This window comes from Thalassovita mangrovi (assembly GCF_009857745.1).
Lineage (GTDB): Bacteria > Pseudomonadota > Alphaproteobacteria > Rhodobacterales > Rhodobacteraceae > Thalassobius > Thalassobius mangrovi.
Map to the genome: position 1 here is coordinate 160,036 of NZ_WWEN01000005.1, position 23,618 is coordinate 183,653.

A 23,618-nucleotide genomic window follows, 5' to 3' on the forward strand; every position below is an offset into this window, starting at 1 on the left:
CGCATCCGGGAATAAATTCGACTTATGGGGGCGCCGAAATGCGCTTTTCCATCCAGAGTACGGTGAAATTTTCGTCTCTGCCCCGGGGCATTTCGCGATTCTGGGACCACTCGGCGGCGCCTGTCGCGCACCTCCAGGACGGGCCGAAGCGGGGCTGTGGCCCCTCCGGCAGGCCGCCGCGAACCTGCCGTCGCGGAAGGCCGTTCGATACTTCGCAACCGAAGACAGGGGAGTTGACTTGAATCAATACAACCGCGTTTATTTGACTTACAGATAAAGCAGACAACTTTTTAATCGCGACCAAGTTGCCAATTCCGTGGGAGAAATCCCGATTTGCCAAATCGCGGGGCGCCAGCCCCGCCCGCTTTTTCAACAGGGAGAGAAGTACAATGAACTCTTTCAAAGGACATTTCCTGCGCGGCATGGCCGCCTCGGCGCTGCTGCTCGCTACGGTCACCACCGCGTCGGCCTTCACGGCTTGCCAGGTCACCGATACCGGCGGGATCGACGATAACAGCTTCAACCAAACCGCATGGAAGGGAGTGCTGGACGCACAGGAAAAGCTGGGCGTCGAGGGCCGTTATCTCGAATCCCAGGCCGAAACCGATTATGAGGCGAACGTGAATTCGCTGCTGGGCGGCCAGTGCGACGTGATCTTCACCATCGGCTTCCTGCTGGGCGACGCCACTGCCAACGCGGCCAAGGCGAACCCGGAACAGAAATTCTCGATCGTCGACTTCGCCTATGACCCTACGATCCCGAATGTTCTGGGCCAGGTCTATGCAACCGACCAGGCGGCCTTCCTTGCCGGGTATCTGTCGGCCGGGATGAGCAAGACCGGAATCGTCGGCACCTTCGGCGGCATCAACATCCCGCCGGTAACCATTTTCATGGACGGTTTCGCGGCCGGGGTCGGCTATTACAACGCGCAGAAAGGCACCAGCGTTAAGGTGCTGGGCTGGAACCCGGAAAGTCGCGAAGGGCTGTTCACCAACAACTTCGAATCGCTCGACGACGGCCGGGCCTTTGCGCAGAACCTCTATGACGAAGGCGCCGACATCGTGCTGCCGGTGGCCGGTCCGGTCGGCCTTGGCTCCGCCGCCCTGGCGGACGAACTGGGCACCGAGGCGCTGAAGATCGTCGGCGTCGACGCCGACCTGTTCTTCACCGACCCCGAAAAGAAGCACGTCTATCTCACCTCGATCATGAAGCGGATGGATTCGACCGTGTACCAGGTGATCGAAACGACCATGAACGGTAATTTCGAAGGCGGGCTGATCGTCGGTACGCTGGAAAACGGCGGTGTCGGCCTTGCCCCCTATCATGACATGGAAGCCATGATCCCCGACGATCTGAAGGCGGAAGTCGAAACGATCCGGCAGGGTATCATCGACGGCTCGATCAAGGTCGGCGGCTGAGGCCATGACATCCCGGCGCGCCTGGTTTTGGACCGGGCGCGCCGATCCCCTTCTGACAGAAAGCGATTTCCATGGACGTCGAGTTGCGCGGGATCACCAAGCGTTTCGGCCCGGTGGTGGCCAACGACGCTGTTAATCTGAAAATCAAGGGCGGTGAAGTCCTGGGCCTGCTCGGCGAAAACGGCGCCGGGAAATCCACGCTGATGAACGTGCTCTGCGGCCTGTATCACCAGGACGAGGGCGAGATCCTGATCGACGGCAAACCGGTGACCTTCGCCGGGCCGGGCGATTCCATCGCCGCCGGTATCGGCATGGTGCACCAGCATTTCATGCTGGTCCCGGTCTTCACGGTGGCCGAAAACGTGGTGCTGGGCGTCGAACCGACCGGCCGATTCGACCACCTGGACCTGAACACCGCGCGCAAGCAGGTGCGCGAAATCAACGACCGCTACGGGCTCGAGGTCGATCCCGACGCGCTGATCGAGGACTTGCCGGTGGGCATCCAGCAGCGGGTCGAAATCCTCAAGGTGCTGTTCCGCTCGGCCGACGTTCTGATCCTCGACGAACCCACCGCCGTGCTGACCCCGCAGGAGGTGGAGGATTTCTTCGAGATCGTGAAATCGCTGCGCGACGCGGGCAAGGCGATCGTGTTCATTACCCACAAGCTGCACGAAATCCTGGAAATCTCGGATCGCATCAGCGTGCTGCGCGGCGGCAGGATCACCGGGCAAGGCGATCCTCACGAACTGACCGAAGCGCAGCTGGCCGAAATGATGGTGGGCCGCCCGGTCAGCTTCACCGTCGACAAGACCCCGGCCCAGCCGGGCCGCCCGATGCTTGAAATCAAAGACCTGCTGATGATGCGCGACAATGACGAAATCGCCGTCGATCACGTCAGCATGACGGTCAATTCCGGCGAGGTCGTGGGCATCGCCGGGGTGCAGGGCAACGGCCAGACCGCTTTGGTCGAAGCGATCACCGGGTTGAAACACGCCTCGGCGGGTTCCATCGTGTTCGACGGTGATGACATCACCCGCGCGTCTGTGCGCGACCGCCACCGCCGCGGCATGGCGCATATCCCCGAAGACCGGCACAAATCCGGCATGATCGGCAATTTTTCCATCGCCGAAAACATGGTGCTGAATTCCTATTACGACGAGGAATATTCCAACGGCGCCGCCGTCAACTGGCCGCATGTGGCCGAAACCGCCGCCGCCTTCTGCGTCGATTTCGACGTGCGTACGCCCAGCGTCTTCCTGGACGCGGGCAACCTGTCGGGCGGCAACCAGCAGAAGATGGTCGTCGCGCGCGAACTTGAACGCGAAACCAAGCTGGTGATCGCGGCGCAGCCGACCCGGGGGCTGGACGTGGGATCGATCGAATATATCCACAAGCGCCTGATCCAAAGCCGCGACGAAGGCGACGGGGTGCTGATCGTGTCCTCGGAACTGGATGAAATCATGGGGCTGTCGGACCGCATCCTGGTGATGTTCAAGGGCCGGATCGTGGCCGAATTCGACAATACCGGCGGCAAGGCCGATCGCAATGCGATCGGTCTGGCGATGGCGGGGGCAACGAAAGGCGCGGCGGCATGACCACATCGATCGGAAAACGCGAACTGGACGACGCCGGGCGCGCGCTTCTCAAACGCTCCACCCGCGGGCGAGAGGACTTCGAAGACCTGGTGGTCGTACCGGTCTTCGCGGTGATCGTGGCGCTGATCCTGGGCGCGCTGATCATGCTGGCCACCGGCGTCGACCTGCCGACGATCGGTAAAAGCTTCGTCGCCCTGGGCAAGGGATCGGTGGGGTCTATCAACGCGCTGTCGGAAACGCTGACCGCGGCGATCCCGCTGGTGCTGGCGGGGCTGGGGCTGGGGCTGGGTTTCCGGGCCGGGCTGTTCAACATTGGGGCCGAGGGCCAGTTGCTGCTGGGCGGTACGGCGGCGGTGGTGTTTTCCTTCACCTTCGACGGCCTGCCCTTCCTCCTGCTGATGCCGCTGTCGCTTCTGGCTGGGGCGGTGGTGGGGGCGCTTTACGCCTCGATCGCCGGGGTGCTGAAGGCGACGACGGGCGCGCATGAGGTGATTTCGACCATCATGCTGAACCTGATTTCCTACCAGATTCTGAACTACCTGCTGCGCCAGCCCTATATCCAGAAGGAAGGCCGCTCCGACCCGATTTCGAAATCGGTACCCGATGCGGGGGAGTTGCCGCGGCTGCTGGACTGGATCGATCCCAACCTTCGCGTCCATGCCGGGCTGTTCCTGATGCTGGCCGCCGTGGCCGTCGTGTGGTGGATCCTGTTCCGCTCGAAGATCGGGTTTGCCTTCCGGGCCAGCGGCGAAAACCCCGATGCGGCACGCTATGCCGGGATCAAGTCGGGGCTCATCATCGTTGCCGCGATGGGCACCGCCGGTGCGCTGGCGGGGCTTGCCGGCGCGGCGCAGGTGCTGGGCGTGCTGGACCGGGCCAGCCCGGGCTTTTCCGCCGGGATCGGGTTCAACGCCATCGCGCTTGCCCTGCTCGGGCGGTCCCACCCGGTCGGCATCCTGATCGCCGGGCTGCTGTTCGGCGGGCTGGAAGCGGGCGGGCGGCAGATGCAGGTCGACGCGGGCGTGTCCATCGACCTGATCGCCATCATCCAGTCCCTGATCATCGTGTTCATCGCAGCGCCGCTTCTGGTGCGCGCGATCTTCCCCTGGGGATTCCGGAAATCCGATAAAGCTGCTGGAGGGTCGCAATGACCGACGTGACCGAAACCTCTATCGCCACCCAGAAGATCGAAACCAGCAGGCAACGGCAATCCCGGGTCGTCGGCATCCTGCTGATCGCGCTGGCGCTGTTCGTCGTCTTCGTCTTCGGCATGGGGCTGTCGGGCGACGCGACTTTCCGGCTGTCACGCCCGACCGATCCTTACGCGCTGCCCAACCTGGTGGTTCCGGCGGGGCCCTTCACCTATGTCGCCGCGGCGCTGCTGGGTTTTCTGGGCGCGCGCGAACTGATCCGCGGCGGGACGCGCTGGACCTCTTTGTCGCTGGGCTTCGGGCTGGCGATCCTGGTCTTTGCCTTCCTGGTCTGGGCGACGGCGGGCAAATCGTTTTCGCTGACCGGCATGTTGCAGGCCACCGTGGTGCGCGCCATGCCGATCGCGCTTGGCGGGCTGGCCGGGGTGCTGTGCGAACGCGTCGCGGTGGTCAATATCGCGATCGAGGGCATGCTGCTGGCCGGCGCCTTCACCGGGGCGCTGATCGGGTCGCTGCTGGGCGGCTGGGGCGGATTGGTCGCGGCGGTGCTGGTCGGCGGCGCCTTCGGTTTCATGCTCGCAGCTCTGGTGGTCACCTACCGGATGGATCAGATCGTCGCCGGGGTGGTCATCAACCTCTTCGTGCTGGGATTGACCAGTTACGTCAGTTCACAGGTGTTTTCCGAATTTCGCCACCTGAACAACGCGCCGGTGTTCCGCGCGGTGAAGATCCCGCTGCTGGGCGACATCCCGGTGATCGGGCCGATGCTGTTCAACCAGAACATCTTCGTCTACGGCGCGCTGATCCTGGTGGCGCTGGCGACCTATTACCTGTTCCACACCCGCAGCGGGCTGCGCGCCAGGGCGGTGGGCGAACATCCCCGCGCCGCCGATACGCTGGGCGTCGACGTCTATCGCACCCGCTATATCCACGTCACCCTTGGCGGCATGGTCGCGGGCTTCGGCGGTGCCTGGTTCACCCTGGGATCGGTCGGCCGGTTCGATGAAAACATGACCGGCGGGCGCGGCTTCATCGGGCTGGCGGCGATGATCTTCGGCCGCTGGCACCCGGTCGGCGCGCTGATGGCGGCGCTGGTGTTTGGCTTTGCCGATTCACTGCAGCAGAAGCTGGCGCTGCTGAACACGCCGATCCCGTCGGAATTCCTGTCGATGGCGCCCTATATCGCGACGATGATCGTCGTCGCCGGGCTGATCGGCCGGGCCCGCGCGCCCGCCGCCGACGGCAAACCCTATGTGAAGGAATAAAGCAAAAGGGGAGAGCGCAAGCGCCCTCCCCTCCTCAAGTCCCGATCAATCCAATCGAGCGTTATTGCCCGACGACCACGAAACCCTGACGTTCGAAGGCTTCGCGCGCTTCCGGGCCGCGCAGGTAGTCGAGGAACTCCGCCTCGGCCGGGGTATCGCGGTTCGCCAGGTCCGCCACCGGATAGACGATGGGCGGATGGGTGTCGGCCGGGAAGGTGCCGATCACGGTCACCTTGTCTTCGGCCGCCGCATCGGTGGCATAGACGATGCCGTAGGGCGCTTCGCCGGTGGCCACCAGCGCCAGCGCGGCGCGCACGTTGTCGGATTGCGCCACCTGCGTCTGCACACCGTCCCACAGGTCCAGGCTTTCCAGCGCGGCCTTGCCGTAGATGCCGGCGGGTACCGCATCGACCAGCGCCATCGCGAGCCGCCCTTCGCCCAGCAGCCCGACCAGGTCCAGACCCGGCCCGATCTCGACTGGATCGGCCTCGCCATGGGCGATCAGCACGATGGAATTGTTCAGCAGGTCGTAGCGTTGGCCCTCTTCGATCAGGCCGTCCTTTTCCAGCGCGTCCATCCAGCCGGGATTGGCCGAGATGAAGATATCGGCGGGCGCGCCCTGCTGGATCTGGCGGGCCAGCGCCGACGACCCGGCCAGCGACACGACAAGGTCATGACCGGTCGCCGCTTCGAACCGCTGTTCGATTTCGGCCATCGCGTTGGTCATGCTGGCGGCGGCGAAAACGGTCACTTCATCGGCGACGGCGGCCCCGGCCATAAGGGCAAGGCCCGCGACAGTGGACGCAAACCAAGCGCGGCGACGGGTGTTTTCGGATGTCATGCGAAGTCTCCCTGCGGAACGATATGTTTCTCCGGGAATATCGGATAGCGCCGCATCACATGCAAGCGTTATTTTCGTTCGGGAATATCGCTCAGCATCTGCTGCAGCCGGTCGATATGCACCTGACCGGCCCGCCGCGCCTGCGCTTCCAGCGCGCGGTATTCCTCCAGCACCGCCTGCCCGGTCTCGGTGATGGTGGCGCCGCCGCCCTTGGCCCCGCCCCGGCTGCTTTCCACCAGCGGCGTCTTGAACATCCGGTTCAGGGTTTCCACCAATTGCCACGCGCGTTTGTAGCTCATGCCCATCTTGCGCCCCGCCGCGGCGATGGAGCCGGTTTCGGCAATATGCTCCAACAGCTCGGCCTTGCCCGGGCCGATCATTTCGTCGGGGCCGAACACGACCCGGATGCGGAACTTGGGTGTCTCTTCATTCTCGGTCATGGGCCCATATTGCCCATGCCGCGCCACTGCTCACAAGGTGGAGATTGCGGATCGCCGCGAAATTCCCAATCCGCCCCGCCCCTGCCCACCCGCGAAACCATCGGTGGTAAAACCCGTTGGCTTGGCGCGCCGCTTTCGCCATTATGGCGGCGGAGGATTTGGGGGGGACATCGTGAACGCAGCGGAAACGATTTCGGACAAGCGTCTGGGCGGGCGGCTGAGCAATGCCAGCATCCTCATCGTCGATGACGAACCGGGGATGCGCAACTTCATGATGAAGACCATCGAACCCTATTGCGGCTATGTCGCCACCGCCAGCGATCCGACGACCGCAAGCGCGCGGCTGGCCGAACGGCATTTCGACGTGATGATCCTCGACAATATCATGCCCGAACGCAAAGGCATCGAATGGCTGGCCGAGGAACGCCGCAAGGGCGGGTTCACCGACACGATCATGGTCACCGCCTATGCCGACCTGGAAACCGCGATCGAGGCGATGCGCGCGGGCGCCGCGGATTTCATATTGAAACCGTTCCGGTCGAACCAGCTGATCAACGCCATCCAGCGGCTGATCGAAACCTCGCGACTGCGGCGCGAAAACATGCTGTTGCAGCGCGAACTGGAAGCGACCGATATCGGCCGCAAGCGGCGTCATGAACTGATCGGCAGTTCCAGGGCAATCACCGACATCCGCGCCATGCTGGCCCGGGTCGAAAACGTGTCGACCCCGGTGCTGATCACCGGCGCATCCGGCACCGGCAAGGAAGTGGCGGCGCGCCACCTGCACGCCCATTCGGCCCGCGCCAACATGCCGTTTGTGCCGATTTCCTGCGGCACCATCCCGACCGAGACGATCGAGATCGAACTGTTCGGCCACGCCCCCGGCGCCTTTCCCGGCGCACAGGGCGGGCGCGAGGGGCTGCTGGCCTCGGCGCAGGGCGGCACGGTGTTCCTGGACGAGGTGTCGGAACTCGACGCCACCGCGCAATCGGCGCTGCTGCGGGTTCTCGAAGACGGGATGATCCGCCCGGTCGGCACCGAACGGGATATCCAGCTCGACCTGCGCTTCGTTCTGGCCACCAGCAAGGACCTGTCGCAACTGGTCAGCGCGGGCAAGTTCCGCGAGGACCTGTTTTTCCGGGTGAACGTGCTGGAAATCCAGATGCCGCCGCTCGACCGGCGTGAAACCGACGTGATCGAACTGGCCGAACTGTTTCTCGAAGAAATCGCCGCCCATCTGCGGCTGGACCGGCTGAGCATCGACAGCGCCGCGCGGGCCGCCATCCTGCGCCATTCCTGGCCCGGCAATATCCGCGAGCTGCGCAATTTCATCGAACGGTCGCTGATCTTCGGGCGCTTCCCGCTTGAAACCCTGGGCGACAGCGCGCTGGAACAGCAGATCGTGCCGCTGGAAGATGTCGAACGCCGCGAAATCCTGCGCGCGCTGGAAAAACTGGGCGGCAACCGCGCCGAGGCGTCGCGACAGCTGGGCGTGTCGCGCAAGACCATCGACAGGAAATGCGCGGCCTGGGGTATCTGACCGGTGCAGGCGTTCAAAAGCCTTCTGTCCTCGGTGCGCCTGCGCCTGCTGGTGATCGCGCTTCTACCGATGCTGGTGCTGATGCCGCTGATGCTGGGCAGCACCGTGCTGCGATGGGCCAAGAAGACCGACGATCTGCTGATCACCAAGGTGAACGGCGACCTGACCATCGCCGATCAGTATCTTCAGCGGCTGGTGGCGAATTCCGGCGAACGGTTGATGGCGCTAGCGAATTCGGTCGCGCTGGACGCGATCAAATCCGATCCCCTGGCACGGCGCGCCTTTCTGGAAGCGGAACGGCAGCGCCAGCGGCTTGATTTCCTCTATATCACCGACGGCAGCGATGCGCCCGGCGGTTTCGACGCCAAGGACTGGCCGGTGATCGCGCGCGCCCTGAGCGGCGAGCAAAGCAGCGAGGTCGACCTGCTGTCGCCCGAAGCGCTGCAGGCGCTGGCCCCGGGGCTTGCGGCGCGCGCGGCGATCACCCTGGTGCCGACCCGCGCCGCCGTACCGACCGAGCGCGCGGTCGAGGATCGCGGCATGATAGTGCATTCCGCCGCCCCGATCCTCCTTCCCGACGGGCGCAATGGCGCTTTGGTGGGCGGGCTGCTGCTGAACCGCAACCTCGATTTCATCGACACGATCAACGCGCTGGTCTACCGCGAACAAAGCCTGCCGGAGGGCAGCCAGGGCACCGCGACGCTGTTTCTCGAAGACGTACGGGTGTCGACCAATGTGCGATTGTTCGAAAACGTCCGCGCGCTTGGCACCCGAGTGTCGGCGGCGGTGCGCGACCGGGTGCTGGGCAAGGGGCAGGTCTGGCTCGACCGGGCCTTCGTGGTGGATGACTGGTATATCTCGGCCTACGAACCGATCATCGACAGCCGCGACGCGCGGGTGGGGATGCTTTATGTCGGTTTCCTCGAAGCGCCGTTCCAGGCGGCCAAGGTGAATTCGGTCCTGACCATCACCCTGCTGTTTTTGCTGATCGCCTTCGTCTCGGTCCCGATCTTCCTGCGGTGGGCGGGGCGGATTTTCCTGCCGCTCGAAGGCATGACCCAGACCATCGCCCGGGTCGAGGCCGGCGACATGGACGCCCGCAACCGCCCCGACAACGCCAGCGGCGAAATCGCCCAGGTGGCCGGGCATCTCGACACGCTGCTGGACCGCATCCAGGAACGCGACCGCCAGCTGCGCGACTGGGCCGAAAGCCTGGAACGCAAGGTCGAGGACCGCACCAGCGACCTGCGCGACGCCAACCGCAAGCTGGAACAGACCACCGAGCGGCTGATCATGTCGGAAAAGCTCGCCGCCGTCGGCGAAATCACAGCCAGCGCGGCGCATGAGATCAACAACCCGATCGCGGTGATCCAGGGCAATCTGGAGGTCGCCCGTCTGCTGCTGCAAGACGAGACCGAGAAGGTGAAGACCGAATTCGGGTTGATCGACGAACAGGTCTATCGGATCAGCACCATCGTTTCCAAGCTGCTGCAATTCGCCAAGCCCGAGGAATATTCCGGCGCCACCGACATCCTGTCGCCCGCCGATGTGGTGGGCGATTGTTTCGTGCTGACCCGCCATCAGGTCGAAGCCGCCGGGATCGAGGTGGTGCAGGACCTGCAAACCCGGCGCGAGGTGCGCATCGCCCGGACCGAGCTGCAGCAGGTTCTGGTCAACCTGATCCTGAACGCGGTGCACGCCATGCCCGAGGGCGGCACCCTGACCGTCAGCGTGTTCGACCGCGACGGCGACGTGGTCATCCGCGTCGAAGACACCGGCCACGGCATCGCGCCGGAGGTCCTCAAACGCATCTTCGATCCCTTCTTCACCACCAAGCAGGCGCAGGGCACCGGGCTTGGCCTGTCGATCAGTCAAACGCTGGTGACTCGCGCCGGCGGCACGCTTGTGGCCTCCTCCACCCCCGGGGAAGGCAGCCGGTTCGACATTTTTCTGCCCGCCGCCGAAAACCGGTGATTTGGACAAAATGTCCACTTTTCCGACCCCGGGCACGCAGGCGATGGACAGAATGTCGCACTATCGCCACCCGACCGCCCCGATCAGCCGCCAAAATGTCAGATTAACACACTGATTATAAAAGATAAAATCATTGACAGATCAAGGGGACTGCGGCGTTCTGTCCGCGCATGCATACGACAGCATGCCACGGTTCCAGCGACCGCCCGGAGGAGACGGTGCGTCGCCGGTTCGCCAAATGGGAGGAAAATCAAATGAGCAATGCACGCTCGGGCGGGGCACTGGGATTCCTGTACAAGGATCACATCGTCGCCAAACCCGGTTTCAATCGCTGGCGGGTGCCGCCGGCATCCATCGCCATCCATCTTTGCATCGGGTCGGTCTATGCCTGGTCGGTGTTCAACCCGGCGCTGACGCGCCAGCTGGGCGTTGTCGCCCCGGCCGCCCAGGACTGGAGCCTCAGTTCCGTCGTCTGGATCTTCTCGGTCGCCATCGTGTTCCTGGGCCTGTCGGCGGCCTTCGCCGGTAAATGGCTGGAAGAAGTCGGCCCGCGCATGGTCGGCGTGGTCGCGGCCTTCTGCTGGGGCGGCGGTTTCATCCTCGGCTCCTTCGGGATCGCCTCGCACCAGCTTTGGCTGATCTATCTGGGCTATGGCGTGCTGGGCGGCTGCGGGCTGGGGCTTGGCTATGTCTCGCCCGTTTCGACCCTGATCCGATGGTTCCCCGACCGGCGCGGCATGGCGACCGGCATGGCGATCATGGGCTTCGGCGGCGGCGCGATGATCGCGGCCCCGGTCAAGGGCTGGTTGCTGAGCATTTACCAGAAGGCGCCCGATTTCCTGGGCGCGCAGGACGCGGTCGCGACCGTGGTCGAAAACGGCCGGGTCTTCGCCGAAACGGCGGCTGGCAAGGTCGAGGTGGTCGTCGCCTCCGCCGCGCAGGCGGCCAGCTTCGGCGGCGAGGCCGGGGTTTACGTGGTCGGCACCGGCAATACCGGCGCGGCGCAGACCTTCCTGACGCTGGGCGTGGTCTATTTCATCGTGATGATGATCGCCTCGTTCCAGTATCGCGTTCCGGCCGAGGGCTGGAAACCCGCAGGCTGGGAACCGAAACCCGTCGCCTCGGGTCTGGTCACCCAGAACCACGTGCATATCGACCAGGCGCTGAAGACGCCGCAGTTCTGGCAGCTCTGGGTCATGCTGTGCTTCAACGTGACCGCCGGGATCGGCGTGATCGGCGTGGCCAAGACCATGATGTCGGAAATCTTCGGCACCGGCATGCCGCTGATCGTCACCGCCGGGTTCGCTTCGACCTATGTTCTGATGATTTCGGTCTTCAACATGGTGGGGCGGTTCTTCTGGGCCTCGACCTCGGACTATATTGGGCGCAAGGCGACCTATATGTGCTTCTTCGTGATCGGCACGGTGCTGTACCTGTCGATCCCCTATTTCGCCTCTGCCGTGGCAACCAACCCGTCGCTGATCTACCTGGTCGGCTTCTATGCCGCGACGATGATCATCTTCTCGATGTATGGCGGCGGTTTTGCGACCATCCCGGCCTACCTGGCCGATATGTTCGGCACCATGCATGTGGGCGGCATCCACGGCCGGCTGCTGACTGCATGGTCGACCGCTGGCGTGTTGGGGCCGCTGGCGATCACCTCGCTGCGGCAGATGTCGGTGACCAATGCGATCAACGACCTGGCCACCCGGGTCGATCCGGCCGCCTTCGCCGACAAGTTCGGTGCGCCGCTGAGCCAGCTCGATCAGCTGGTGGCGGCCAAGACGGTGAGCATCGCCAAGCTGATGGAGATCGCACCGGCGGGCACCATCGACCCGACGCCGAGCCTGTACAACACCACCATGTACTGCATGGCGGCGCTGCTGGTGGTGGCGTTCTTCGCCAACCTGGCAATGCGCCCGGTGAAGGCGCATCACCACCATGCCGAACCGGGGCTCGCCCCGTCGCCGGCCGAGTGATGGCAAAGGTCCGGGGCGCGCGACGCCGCGCCCCGGACACCCTTACCGGCATCGCGCCCGCAGGCGCGGGATAGAAAAACCGTTTGCGTCACTACGGTATTTTCTATCAAAATCATTCCATTCGATAGATAGGCCCTACCATGCTCGACAAGCTCGAAATGTTCATCGCCGTTGCCCGCGAGAGCCATTTCGGACGTGCAGCGCAAAGCCTGGGGATCACCCAGCCTTCGCTGTCGGCGGGCATCAAGCAGCTTGAGGAACAGCTGGGCGTGCAGCTGATCTTTCGCGGCTCGCGGTTCGGCGGGCTGACGCCCGAAGGCCAGCGCGCGCTGATCTGGGCGCGGCGCATCGTCGGCGATGCGCGCCAGCTGCGCGACGAAATGCGCGCCACCCGCACCGGGCTGTCGGGCCAGGTCAGGATCGCCGCGATCCCCACCGCGCTGACATGGGCGGCGCGATTGTCGGCGATCTTCACCGAAAAACACCCCAATGTGCGCTTTACCATCCTGTCGCGCACTTCGCGCGAAATCCTGACCATGCTGGAGAATTTCGAAGCGGATGCCGGGATTTCCTATATCAACAACGAACCGATGGGCCGGGTCAGTACCGAACACCTGTATGAAGAGGAATACATGCTGGTCTGTTCGGACAATTCGCCCTTCGCGTCGCGCAGCGAAGTCGCCTGGAAGGAACTGGACGGGCACAAGCTCTGCCTGCTGACGCCGGACATGCAGAACCGGCGCATCATCAACAAGAATTTCATGGATGCCGGGATCGCGCCCGAGGCCTGGATCGAATCCAATTCCATCGTCGCGCTGATCGCCAATGTCGAAACCGGCGACTGGCTGACCGTGCTGCCGTCGGACATCGCGCATTTCCTGTCGGGCGGAAAACCGGTCAAGGTGGTGCCGTTGTCGGGCGATGCCCAGACCCATTCGGTCGGGCTGGTCGCGCCCTATCGCGAACCGCATACGCCAGTGATCGACGCGCTTCTGACCGAGGCGCGGCGTCTGCCGGGGGCGTTTGATCGGAAATCCTGATCGCCCCACGGAATAACGGTATTGATCGGGGCAGGTCCGCTCTGATTGTTTGTTCGGACAGTACACCAAGGTACACGGGGGGAAGCCATGCAGACCGCACAGTCAGGCCCGGAAGAAGACGCAATCCGCGCGATCATCCAGGAACATATCCATCTTGAAGGGCCCTTGCTGCCGATTTTGCACGGGCTGCAAAAGGCTTACGGCGTGGTGCCGCAGGCCGCCGTTCCGCTGATCGCCGACGCGCTGAACATCACCAAGGCCGAACTGCACGGGGTGATGAGCTTCTACCACGACTTCCGTGAGGTCCCCGCCGGCCGCCACGTGGTCAAGATCTGCCGTGCCGAAGCCTGCCAGGCGGTGGGCGGCAAGGCGCTGGCCGAGGCGACGCTGGCGAAGCTGGGGCTGGAATGGCACGGCACCACCGCCAATGGCGCGGTCACGGTTGAGCCGGTCTATTGCCTTGGCCTGTGCGCCTGCGGTCCGGCCGCGATGGTGGACGACAAGGTCGTGGGCCGCGTAGACGAAGCGCGCATGGCCGAACTGCTGCAGGAGGCGGGCGCATGAAGATCTGGGTACCGATGGACAGCGCCGCCAAGGCGCTTGGCGCAGATGACGTGGCGGAAGCGATCGGCGTGCAAGCCGCCGCGCGCGGGATCGAGATCGAACTGATCCGCAACGGCAGCCGCGGCATGGTCTGGCTGGAACCGCTGGTCGAGGTCGAAATCGACGGGGTGCGGCACGGCTTTGGCCCCGCCCTGCCCTCCGACGCCGCCGCCATCCTCGACGGCAGCAGCGCCAAGGCGCTTGGCCCGGTGGACGACCTTGATTGGATGCAACGCCAGACCCGGCTGACCTTCGCCCGCTGCGGTGTGATCGACCCGCTGAGCCTGGACGATTTTGAGGCCCATGGCGGCCTGACCGGTCTGCGCCGCGCCATCGCCATGAGCGGCGCCGAGATCGTGCAGGAAGTCACCGCATCGGGCCTGCGCGGACGCGGCGGCGCGGGCTTCCCCACCGGCATCAAGTGGAACACCGTGCTGCAGGCGCAGGCGGACCGGAAATACATCGTCTGCAACGCCGATGAGGGCGACAGCGGCACCTTCGCCGACCGGATGATCATGGAAGGCGATCCCTTCACCCTGATCGAGGGCATGGCGATTGCCGGGCTCGGGGTCGGCGCGACCAAGGGCTTCGTCTATCTGCGTTCGGAATACCCCGATGCGATCAAGGTGATGAACACCGCGGTGAAAATCGCCCGGCAGAAGGGTATCCTGGGCGATGACGTGATGGGATCGGGCCGCGCCTTCGATATGGAAATCCGCGTCGGCGCCGGGGCTTACGTGTGCGGCGAGGAAACATCGCTGCTCAACAGCCTCGAAGGCAAGCGCGGCGTGGTGCGCGCCAAGCCGCCGCTGCCCGCGCTCGAAGGCTTCCTCGGCAAACCGACCGTGGTCAACAACGTGATTTCGCTGGCCACCGTGCCGGTGATCCTTGCCAAGGGCGCGCAGCATTACGCCGATTTCGGCCTCGGCCGGTCGCGCGGCACGGTCGCCTTGCAGATCGCCGGAAACGTGGCGCGCGGCGGATTGTTCGAAACCGCCTTCGGCATGTCCTTGGGCGAGGTGATCGACGATATCGCGGGCGGCAGCGCCAGCGGCCGCCCGGTCAAGGCGGTGCAGGTGGGCGGGCCGCTGGGCGCCTATCTGCCGCGCGAAAAATTCGACACGGCCCTGGGCTATGAAGAACTCGACGCCGAGGGCGGGCTGATCGGCCATGCCGGGCTGGTGGTGTTCGACGACGCAACCGACATGTTGCAGATGGCGCGGTTCGCGATGGAATTCTGCGCGGTGGAATCCTGCGGCAAATGCACCCCCTGCCGCATCGGCGCGGTGCGCGGGGTGGAAACCATCGACCGGATCGCCCGGGGCGACGCGGATGCTTTGCCGCTGCTGGCCGATCTTTGCGAAACCATGACCGACGGGTCGCTATGCGCCCTGGGCGGGTTCACCCCCTATCCGGTGATGTCCGCCGTCACCCATTTCCCCGACGATTTCGCCACCGCGAAGGAGGCCGCAGAATGAGAGACTTCATCATCCCATCCGACGACCGCGACATGGGCACCCCCGCCAAACAGGGCGCCCCCGTCACCCTGAGCATCGACGGCATCGACGTGACCGTGCCCGAAGGCACCAGCGTGATGCGTGCCGCCGCCGAAGCGGGCGTGCAGGTGCCCAAGCTGTGTGCCACCGACAGCGTGGAGGCCTTCGGGTCCTGCCGGTTGTGCGTGGTCGAAATCGAAGGGCGGCGCGGCACCCCCGCGTCCTGCACCACCCCGGTGGCGGACGGCATGGTAGTGCGCACCCAGTCCGACAAGGTGCGCAAGATCCGCAAGGGGGTGATGGAGCTTTATATCTCCGACCACCCGCTGGATTGCCTGACCTGCGGCGCCAACGGCGATTGCGAATTGCAGGATATGGCGGGCGCCGTGGGCCTGCGCGACGTGCGTTATGAAGCGCCGGAAAACGGCGGGCTGGCCAATCACTTCACCGCCCGCGACACCTCCGGCGAGGCCAATCCGCAATGGCTGCCCAAGGACGACAGCAACCCCTATTTCAGCTACGACCCCTCCAAGTGCATCGTCTGCTCGCGCTGCGTGCGCGCCTGCGAGGAAGTGCAGGGCACCTTCGCGCTGACGATCGAAGGCCGCGGTTTCGGCAGCCGGGTCAGCCCCGGCGCGGCGGGCGACGATTTCCTGTCCTCGGATTGCGTCAGTTGCGGCGCCTGCGTGCAGGCCTGCCCGACCGCGACGCTGCAGGAAAAATCGGTGATCGAGATGGGGACGCCGCAACGGTCGGTGGTCACCACCTGCGCCTATTGCGGCGTCGGCTGTTCGTTCAAGGCCGAACTGAACGGCGATCAGCTGGTCCGCATGGTGCCCTACAAGCACGGCAAGGCCAATCGCGGCCATAGCTGCGTCAAGGGGCGGTTTGCCTATGGCTACGCCAACCACAAGGATCGCATCCTGAACCCGATGATCCGCGACAGTATCGAAGACCCCTGGCGCGAAGTCAGCTGGGACGAGGCGTTGAGCTTCGCCGCCACCCGCATGCGCGGGCTGCAGGAAAAATACGGCCGCCGTTCCATCGGCGTCATCACGTCGAGCCGCTGCACCAACGAGGAAACCTTCCTGGTGCAGAAACTGGCCCGCGCGGTGTTCCACAACAACAACACCGATACCTGCGCCCGGGTCTGCCATTCGCCGACCGGTTACGGGCTGGGCCAGACCTTCGGCACCTCCGCCGGCACGCAGGATTTCGACTCGGTCGAGAAAACCGACGTGGTGATCGTGATCGGCGCCAACCCGACCGACGCGCATCCCGTCTTCGGCAGCCGTCTGAAGAAGCGACTGCGTCAGGGCGCCAAGCTGATCGTGATCGACCCGCGCCGCACCGACCTGGTGAAATCGGCCCATATCGCGGCGTCGCATCACCTGGCGCTGCGGCCGGGTACCAACGTCGCGGTGGTCACGGCGCTGGCGCATGTGATCGTGACCGAGGGCCTGATGGACGAGGCCTATATCCGGGAACGCTGCGACTGGGACGAGTTCCAGCAATACGCCGAATTCGTCAGCGATCCGCGCCACAGCCCCGAAGCGGTCGAGATGCTGACCGGCGTCCCCTCCGACGATCTGCGCGAAGCCGCGCGGCTGTTCGCGACCGGCGGCAACGGTGCGATCTATTACGGGCTGGGCGTGACCGAACACAGCCAGGGATCGACCACCGTCATGGGCATCGCCAACCTGGCCATGCTGACCGGCAATGTCGGTCGCGAAGGCGTCGGCGTGAACCCGCTGCGCGGTCAGAACAACGTGCAGGGGTCGTGCGACATGGGGTCCTTCCCGCATGAATTGCCGGGTTACCGCCATGTGAAGCTGCCCGAGGTGCGGGCGATCTTTGAAAGCGCCTGGGGCGTGGAAATCGACCCTGAACCGGGACTGCGGATTCCCAACATGCTGGACGCGGCGGTGGATGGCAGCTTCAAGGGGCTTTATTGCCAGGGCGAGGACATCCTGCAATCGGACCCCGACACCAAACACGTGGCGGCGGGGCTGGCGGCGATGGAATGCGTCATCGTGCATGACCTGTTCCTGAACGAAACCGCCAATTACGCCCATGTCTTCCTGCCCGGATCGACCTTCCTGGAAAAGGACGGCACCTTCACCAACGCCGAACGCCGGATCAACCGGGTGCGCAGGGTGATGGCGCCGCTGAACGGTTATGCCGATTGGGAAGTGACCCAGATGCTGGCCAATGCGATGGGCGCGGGGTGGCATTACACCCATCCCTCGCAGGTGATGGATGAAATCGCCGCCACCACGCCGTCCTTCGCCGGGGTCGACTACGCCCTGCTGGAGGAAAAGGGCAGCGTGCAATGGCCATGCAACGACGCCCATCCCGACGGCACGCCCTTGATGCATGTCGACGGGTTCGTGCGCGGCAAGGGCCGGTTCATGATCACCGAATACGTGGCGACGGATGAAAAGACCGGGCCGCGCTTCCCGCTGCTGCTGACCACCGGGCGGATCCTGAGCCAGTACAATGTCGGCGCCCAGACCCGGCGCACCGAAAACACCGTCTGGCACGATCAGGACCTGCTGGAAATCCACCCCCACGACGCCGAAACCCGCGGCGTGAACGATGGCGATTGGATCAGGCTGGCCAGCCGTTCGGGCGAAACCACGCTGCGCGCGAAGATCACCGACCGGGTCAGCCCGGGCGTGGTTTACACCACGTTCCACCATCCCGACACCCAGGCCAACGTGGTCACCACCGATTATTCCGACTGGGCCACCAATTGCCCGGAATACAAGGTGACGGCGGTGCAGATCAGCCTGTCGAACGGGCCCACCGAATGGCAGGAAGACTATGCCGCGCAAAGCACCCGCGCGCGTCGCATCCTGCCCGCGGCGGAGTAAAGGCGATGGCGATCCCGCTCAGCCGCAGCAAACCGGGCCTGTCCGTCCGCCGGGACGGGCACGCACCGGTGCGCCGCGCGCTGCCCGAGGAAGTGCCGGTGGCGGTGGTCTATGACGGGTCGACCCATGCGGTGATGATGGCCAGCCCCGGAGATATCGCCGATTTCGCCCATGGTTTTGCCCTGACCGAGGGCGTCATCACCTCACTCGACCAGGTCGAGGGGTTCGAGGAAGTGCGCCACGATCAGGGCATCGAGGCGCGGTTCTGGCTGCGCGAGGACCGGCAGGAAGCGCTGAGTGCGCGCCGCCGCTTCATGGCGGGGCCGGTCGGCTGCGGGTTGTGCGGGATCGACAGCCTGGAACAGGCGAACCGGCCGCTGCCGCGCTTGACCGGAACCGGGTTCCGGCTAGACCGCGACGAGGTTCTACGCGCCACCGACGATCTGCGCCCGCTGCAGGTGCTGCACGCGCAGACCGGCGCCACCCATGCCGCCGGTTTCCTGGTCCCCGGCCAGGGCATCGTCGCCGTGCGCGAAGACGTCGGCCGCCACAACGCGCTGGACAAGCTGATCGGTGCGCTGGCGCGCGACGGCATCGACTGCGCCAGCGGCGCCTTCGTGATGACCAGCCGGTTGTCGATGGAACTGGTGCAGAAATGCGCCATCGCCGGCAGCCCCGCGCTGATCGCCGTGTCCGCCCCGACCACCCACGCGCTGCACCTGGCCGAGGACAGCGGCATCACGCTTGTCGCCTTCGCCCGGCAGGGCGGTTTCGACGTCTATTCCCATCCCGAACGCATCACATCCGAGGTCACCGATGTCGCCTGAGAAAATGGTCTATATGGCCAACCAGATCGCCACTTTCTTCAAGACCCAGCCGGGCGAAGACACGCCGCAAATGGTGGCCAATCACCTGAGCGATTTCTGGGAACCCCGGATGCGCGAGCAATTGCGCGACTATGCCGCCCGCGGCGGTGAGGGGCTGGACGATCAGGTGCGCGCGGCGGTCAAGCTGATCTAGCGGGCGGGCGTCAGACGCCCGCACGAACCGCGCCGCCTTACAAACCTCACCGCGCCTATCGTGCGAAATGCGCCATCGGGCAGCCCAGTTCGCGCGCCAGGTCCGCCGGGTTCAGCAGGATCTGCAAGCCGCGCTTGCCGCCGTTGACATAGATGGTGTCATGCGCCTCGGCGGCAGCTTCCAGCAGCGCCGGAACCCGCTTGCGCTGGCCCAGCGGGCTGACCCCGCCGACCTTGTAGCCGGTCATCCGTTCCGCCGCTTCGGGCGGCATCATCCGGGCCGATTTTCCGTTGAAGGCAGCCGCCAGCGCCTTCATGTCGACCTCGGCATCCGAGGGCAGGATCGCGCAGACCGGCTTGCCGTCGACCTCGGCCATCAGCGTCTTGAACACGCGCGATGCCGGCACCTGCATCGCCTCGGCCGCCTGCAACCCGACGCGGGCGGCGCTGCCGTCATAGTCGTATTCGACCAGGTCGAAGGCGATACCGGCCTTCTTCAGCGCCTGGGTGGCGGGGGTGCCGCGGGCCATCTGTCTTCTCCTGCTTTTGCGCAGGCGACTGAACCACGGCGCGCCCGGCAATACCAGCCCCGCGCCCGTTCTCCGCTCAGGCTTTTTCCGTGAACGGGTCGGCGGGGGTGTTCAGCCGCACATAGCGGATGAAGGCGCGCGCGATACGCGGCAGCGGGCGCTGGTCGGAGACCGCGAAATAGCTGCGATAGGTCATCGGCGCACCAAAGGACCGGAACGTCATTTCGCCGCCGCGGTAATGCACCGCCGGGAACGGGTTGACCACCGCCACGCCCAGCCCTTCCTTGGCCAGGTCCATCGCCGCGAAAGTGGTCGACACCTCGGCCACCACTTCGGGATGCGCGCCCGCTTCCAACAGGATCCGGTCAAGCTGCGCGCGCCGCGCATGGCGATGGGTCAGCGCGATCATCCGGTGCCCGTCCAAATCGCTTGGCGAAACGGTTTCAAGCTTGCTCAGCGGGTGATCCAGTTCCATCGCGCAGACCGCCGAGGAGGTCCGGTAAGGGATCATCCGCAGACCGGCGCGCGACATCTCGACCCCGATGATGCCCAGATCGAACCGATCCTCCACCAACCCGCGGATCACCTCGTCGGATGTGTTGACCTCGAGGCTGACGAAGAAATGCGGGTTCGCCCTGAGAAAGCCGGTCACCAGCGACACCAGGAAACGATGCGCCAGCGACGGCGGCGCGATCAACCGCAGGGTTTCGCGCACCGCCGTGGGCGGGGAATCGATCCGGTCCAGCGCTTCGAACAGCGGGTCGAGCCGGCGGTTCAGCCGGACCGCCTCGGCGGTGGGGCGCAACCGGCCCGCTTCGCGTTCGAACAGGATGCGGCCGGTGCGGGATTCAAGGCTGGCGATGGCCCGGCTGATCGCCGATTGCGTCAGCCCCAGCCGCCGCGCCGCCGCGGTGGCGGTGCCGCTTTCCATCATCGCCCGCAGCGCCTGGTATTCCGACAGGCTGTGACCCGCATGACGCGCCATCGCATCCCTCATTTTCGCTCATGATCATATGAGCTTTACTCATGCCTTTTCCTCTCGTCCATGACGAAATTGTCGTTACGCTGCAATCTGTCAGCATCTCTGACCCGTTCACAAAACAGGATTTCCAGTGGCCCATTCCACCGCCCCAGCCGTGTTCGACGGCCATAACGACGTTCTATTGAAACTCTACCGCGCCGGTGGCCCGGCGGCGGCCGAAAGCTTCGTCACCGGCCGCGACGGCCATATCGACCTGCCGCGCGCCGCCGAGGGCGGTTTCGGCGGCGGGTTCTTCGCCGTCTATGTGCCCTCCGAGGTCGATCTGGACGACAAGTACGACCAGATGAACCAACCCAGCTACGACCTGCCGCTGCCCGAACCGATCGAATGGGAAGACGCCCTGCCGGTTGCGCTAAACCAGGCCGCGATCCTGTTCCGGCTCGAAGAACTGGGCGCGCTCAAGGTCTGCCGCAGCACCGCCGATATCCGCGCCTGCCTGGCCTCGAACACCATGGCCGCGATCCTGCATATCGAAGGGGCCGAGGCGATCGACCCCGAACTGAACACTCTGGACGTGCTGTACCAGGCGGGTTTGCGTTCCCTCGGGCCGGTCTGGAGCCGCACCACCCTGTTCGGCGAAGGCGTGCCGTTCCGCTTTCCCAGCGATGGCGATATCGGCGGCGGGCTGACCGATCATGGGCTGCGGCTGGTCAAGCGCTGCAACGAACTGGGCATCATGATCGACCTGTCGCATCTGAACATGGCCGGGTTCTGGGACGTGGCGCGCCATTCCAACGCGCCGCTGGTCGCCACCCATTCCAACGCCTATGCAATCTGCCCGCATGCCCGCAACCTGACCGACGAACAGCTGGACGCGATCCGCGACAGCGACGGCATGGTGGGGCTGAATTTCGCCGTGGCCTTCCTGCGCGAGGACGGCCAGATGGCGGATACCGGCATCGACATGATGCTGCGCCATCTCGATTATCTGATCGAGAAGCTTGGGGATACCCGGGTCGGGCTGGGTTCGGATTTCGACGGCGCGATGGTGCCGTCCGAAATCGGCTCGATTGCCGGGCTGCCTGCTTTGCGCGACGCGATGCGCGCGCATGGCTACGACGACGCGCTGATGGAAAAGCTGTGCAACGGCAACTGGCTGCGCGTTCTTGAAAAAACATGGGGCGCCTAAGACCCCAATACCAAACGACCTTCACAACAGGAGAGAATAAAAAATGACTGCTTTCGCAAAATTCATGTCCGGGGCCGCACTGGGCCTTGCGCTGAGCGTGACCGGCCTGCCCGGCTATGCCGAAACGCCGGCCAACATGCTGGTCATCGCCAACCGGATCGACGACATCACCACGCTGGACCCGGCGGAATCCTTTGAATTCGCGGGCTCGGATGTCAGCCGCAACATCTATGGCAAGCTGATCAACTTCGATCCGCTGAACCTCGACGCGGGCTATCAGCCCGACCTGGCCGAAAGCTGGGACGTGTCCGAGGACGGCCGCACCATCACCTTCACCATGCGTGACGGCGTGAAGTTCCATTCGGGCAACCCGGTGACCGCCGAGGATGCCGAATTCTCGCTGCGCCGCGCGGTGATCCTGAACAAGACCCCGGCCTTCATCCTGACCCAGTTCGGTTTCAGCCCGGAAAATGTCGAACAAACCATCCGCGCCGAGGGCAACAAGCTCATCATCACCACCGACAAGCGCTATGCGACTTCGTTCGTTCTGAACTGTCTGACCGCCACCATCGGCGGCATCGTCGACAAGAAGCTGGTGATGGAAAACGAGGTCGATGGCGACCTGGGCAACACCTGGCTGAAAACCAACGCCGCCGGGTCGGGCGCCTATTCGCTGGTCAGCTGGAAACCGAATGAATCGGTCACCCTGAAATCGAACCCCGATTTCTATCTCGGCGCCCCGGCGATGGAACGCGTGATCGTCCGCCACATCCTGGAAAGCGCCACGCAGCGCCTGCTGCTGGAACGCGGCGATATCGACATCGCCCGCAACCTGAACCCCGAAGACGTCGCCGGTGTGCTTGAAGAGGACGGGATCAAGATTTCGGCCGAACTCAAGGGCCGCCTGATGTATGCCTCGCTGGGTCAGCAGAACCCCGATCTGGCGAAACCGCAGGTGCGCCAGGCGATCAAGTACCTGATCGATTACGAAGGGATGCAGGACAGCTTCCTCAAGGGGCAGTACACCATCCACCAGAACTTCCTGCCGCTGACCTATCTCGGCTCGGTCGAGGAAAACCCGTTCTCGCTGAACGTGGAAAAAGCCAAGGCGCTGCTGGCCGAAGCGGGTGTTGACGGTCTGGAACTGACCGCCGGCGTGCGCGAAGCGCAGGAACGCCTGGAAATCGCCCAGTCGCTGCAGAACACCTTTGCCCAGGCCGGGATCAAGCTGAACCTGACCGTCGGCACCGGCAAGCAGATCCTCGGCATGTACCGGGCACGCGAACTGGACGTCTATATCGGCGCCTGGGGTCCGGATTACCCCGATCCGCAGACCAACGCGGGCACCTTCGCCTATAACCCCGACAACTCGAAAGAGGCCGGTCTGACCGGTCTGCTGGCCTGGCGCAACAGCTGGGATACCGCCGGGCTGACCGAAAAGGTCGACGCCGCCGTGATCGAAAACGACCGCGAAAAGCGCGCCCAGATGTATCACGAAATCCAGGCCGAGTTCCGCGAGACCTCGCCTTTCGCCATCATGTTCCAGAAGATCGAACAATCGGCGCTGCGCGACAACGTGACGAACTTCTCGACCGGTCAGGCGATCACCGCGGCCTCCTATTGGCAGGTCACGAAGTAAGTGTCCCTGGCAGAGCAAAACACAAAGGAGCGCCGGCCGGC

The 23,618-nt window shown here is 64.6% G+C and carries 19 protein-coding genes; 15 read left to right on the forward strand and 4 right to left on the reverse strand.

Annotation, left to right across the window (positions count from 1 at the left end; translation table 11 throughout):
* Positions 1-389 precede the first annotated feature (389 nt).
* From GR167_RS13040 to GR167_RS13055, 4 genes are all read left to right on the forward strand, one after another.
* Complete coding sequence (locus GR167_RS13040; protein ID WP_160974077.1) at positions 390-1,418, forward strand: BMP family lipoprotein; 1,029 nt, start codon at positions 390-392, stop codon at positions 1,416-1,418.
* Positions 1,419-1,489: 71 nt separating this feature from the next.
* Complete coding sequence (locus tag GR167_RS13045; protein WP_160974079.1) at positions 1,490-3,013, forward strand: ABC transporter ATP-binding protein; 1,524 nt, start codon at positions 1,490-1,492, stop codon at positions 3,011-3,013.
* Complete coding sequence (locus GR167_RS13050; protein ID WP_160974081.1) at positions 3,010-4,164, forward strand: ABC transporter permease; 1,155 nt, start codon at positions 3,010-3,012, stop codon at positions 4,162-4,164. Before GR167_RS13045 ends, GR167_RS13050 begins: the two co-directional genes overlap by 4 nt.
* Positions 4,161-5,429, forward strand: coding sequence for an ABC transporter permease (locus tag GR167_RS13055; protein WP_160974083.1), 1,269 nt, complete (start codon positions 4,161-4,163; stop codon positions 5,427-5,429). Before GR167_RS13050 ends, GR167_RS13055 begins: the two co-directional genes overlap by 4 nt.
* A 61-nt stretch (positions 5,430-5,490) precedes the next feature.
* Here GR167_RS13055 and modA read toward each other — a convergent pair whose 3' ends face one another.
* Both modA and GR167_RS13065 read right to left on the reverse strand, forming a co-directional pair.
* Positions 5,491-6,270 carry a molybdate ABC transporter substrate-binding protein gene (gene modA / locus GR167_RS13060; protein ID WP_160974085.1) on the reverse strand — a complete coding sequence of 260 codons (780 nt, stop codon included), beginning with the start codon at positions 6,268-6,270 and terminating at the stop codon, positions 5,491-5,493.
* A 68-nt stretch (positions 6,271-6,338) separates the two neighbouring features.
* Positions 6,339-6,710 carry a winged helix-turn-helix domain-containing protein gene (locus GR167_RS13065; RefSeq protein ID WP_160974086.1) on the reverse strand — a complete coding sequence of 124 codons (372 nt, stop codon included), beginning with the start codon at positions 6,708-6,710 and terminating at the stop codon, positions 6,339-6,341.
* A gap of 172 nt (positions 6,711-6,882) precedes the next feature.
* Here GR167_RS13065 and GR167_RS13070 point away from each other — a divergent pair, with 172 nt between their 5' ends.
* The 9 genes from GR167_RS13070 (at position 6,883) to GR167_RS13110 (ending at position 19,238) form a co-directional block, all read left to right on the forward strand.
* Positions 6,883-8,250, forward strand: coding sequence for a sigma-54-dependent transcriptional regulator (locus tag GR167_RS13070; RefSeq protein WP_370741311.1), 1,368 nt, complete (start codon positions 6,883-6,885; stop codon positions 8,248-8,250).
* Positions 8,251-8,319: 69 nt separating this feature from the next.
* Complete coding sequence (locus GR167_RS13075) at positions 8,320-10,224, forward strand: sensor histidine kinase (protein ID WP_160974298.1); 1,905 nt, start codon at positions 8,320-8,322, stop codon at positions 10,222-10,224.
* A gap of 254 nt (positions 10,225-10,478) precedes the next feature.
* Positions 10,479-12,203 carry an OFA family MFS transporter gene (locus tag GR167_RS13080; protein WP_160974090.1) on the forward strand — a complete coding sequence of 575 codons (1,725 nt, stop codon included), beginning with the start codon at positions 10,479-10,481 and terminating at the stop codon, positions 12,201-12,203.
* 140 nt (positions 12,204-12,343) lie between these two features.
* Complete coding sequence (locus GR167_RS13085) at positions 12,344-13,243, forward strand: LysR family transcriptional regulator (protein ID WP_160974092.1); 900 nt, start codon at positions 12,344-12,346, stop codon at positions 13,241-13,243.
* Positions 13,244-13,330: 87 nt separating this feature from the next.
* Positions 13,331-13,807: a formate dehydrogenase subunit gamma gene (locus GR167_RS13090; RefSeq protein ID WP_160974094.1), complete on the forward strand. Its 477-nt coding sequence runs from the start codon at positions 13,331-13,333 to the stop codon at positions 13,805-13,807.
* Positions 13,804-15,324, forward strand: a complete 1,521-nt coding sequence (locus GR167_RS13095) for a formate dehydrogenase beta subunit (RefSeq protein ID WP_160974096.1) — start codon at positions 13,804-13,806, stop codon at positions 15,322-15,324. The genes GR167_RS13090 and GR167_RS13095 overlap by 4 nt, the downstream gene beginning before the upstream one ends.
* Positions 15,321-18,218 (forward strand): formate dehydrogenase subunit alpha, encoded by a 2,898-nt coding sequence (fdhF, locus tag GR167_RS13100; RefSeq protein WP_160974098.1) that lies wholly within the window; start codon positions 15,321-15,323, stop codon positions 18,216-18,218. The genes GR167_RS13095 and fdhF overlap by 4 nt, the downstream gene beginning before the upstream one ends.
* Positions 18,219-18,223: 5 nt before the next feature.
* Entirely contained in the window at positions 18,224-19,045 is an 822-nt protein-coding gene (gene fdhD / locus GR167_RS13105; protein ID WP_160974100.1) for a formate dehydrogenase accessory sulfurtransferase FdhD, read from the forward strand.
* Entirely contained in the window at positions 19,035-19,238 is a 204-nt protein-coding gene (locus tag GR167_RS13110; protein WP_160974102.1) for a formate dehydrogenase subunit delta, read from the forward strand. The genes fdhD and GR167_RS13110 overlap by 11 nt, the downstream gene beginning before the upstream one ends.
* A gap of 55 nt (positions 19,239-19,293) precedes the next feature.
* Here the strand turns inward: GR167_RS13110 and ybaK are convergent, their stop codons facing one another.
* Both ybaK and GR167_RS13120 read right to left on the reverse strand, forming a co-directional pair.
* Positions 19,294-19,767, reverse strand: coding sequence for a Cys-tRNA(Pro) deacylase (gene ybaK, locus GR167_RS13115; RefSeq protein WP_160974103.1), 474 nt, complete (start codon positions 19,765-19,767; stop codon positions 19,294-19,296).
* Positions 19,768-19,843: 76 nt separating this feature from the next.
* The gene (locus tag GR167_RS13120; RefSeq protein WP_160974105.1) at positions 19,844-20,752 is read right to left on the reverse strand and encodes a LysR family transcriptional regulator; all 909 of its coding nucleotides are present in this window, start codon (positions 20,750-20,752) and stop codon (positions 19,844-19,846) included.
* 127 nt (positions 20,753-20,879) lie between these two features.
* Between GR167_RS13120 and GR167_RS13125 the strand changes: the two genes are divergently transcribed.
* Together GR167_RS13125 and GR167_RS13130 are read left to right on the forward strand one after the other, a co-directional pair.
* Positions 20,880-21,938, forward strand: coding sequence for a dipeptidase (locus GR167_RS13125; protein ID WP_160974107.1), 1,059 nt, complete (start codon positions 20,880-20,882; stop codon positions 21,936-21,938).
* 43 nt (positions 21,939-21,981) lie between these two features.
* Complete coding sequence (locus GR167_RS13130; protein WP_160974108.1) at positions 21,982-23,577, forward strand: ABC transporter substrate-binding protein; 1,596 nt, start codon at positions 21,982-21,984, stop codon at positions 23,575-23,577.
* The last annotated feature ends 41 nt before the right edge of the window (positions 23,578-23,618 follow it).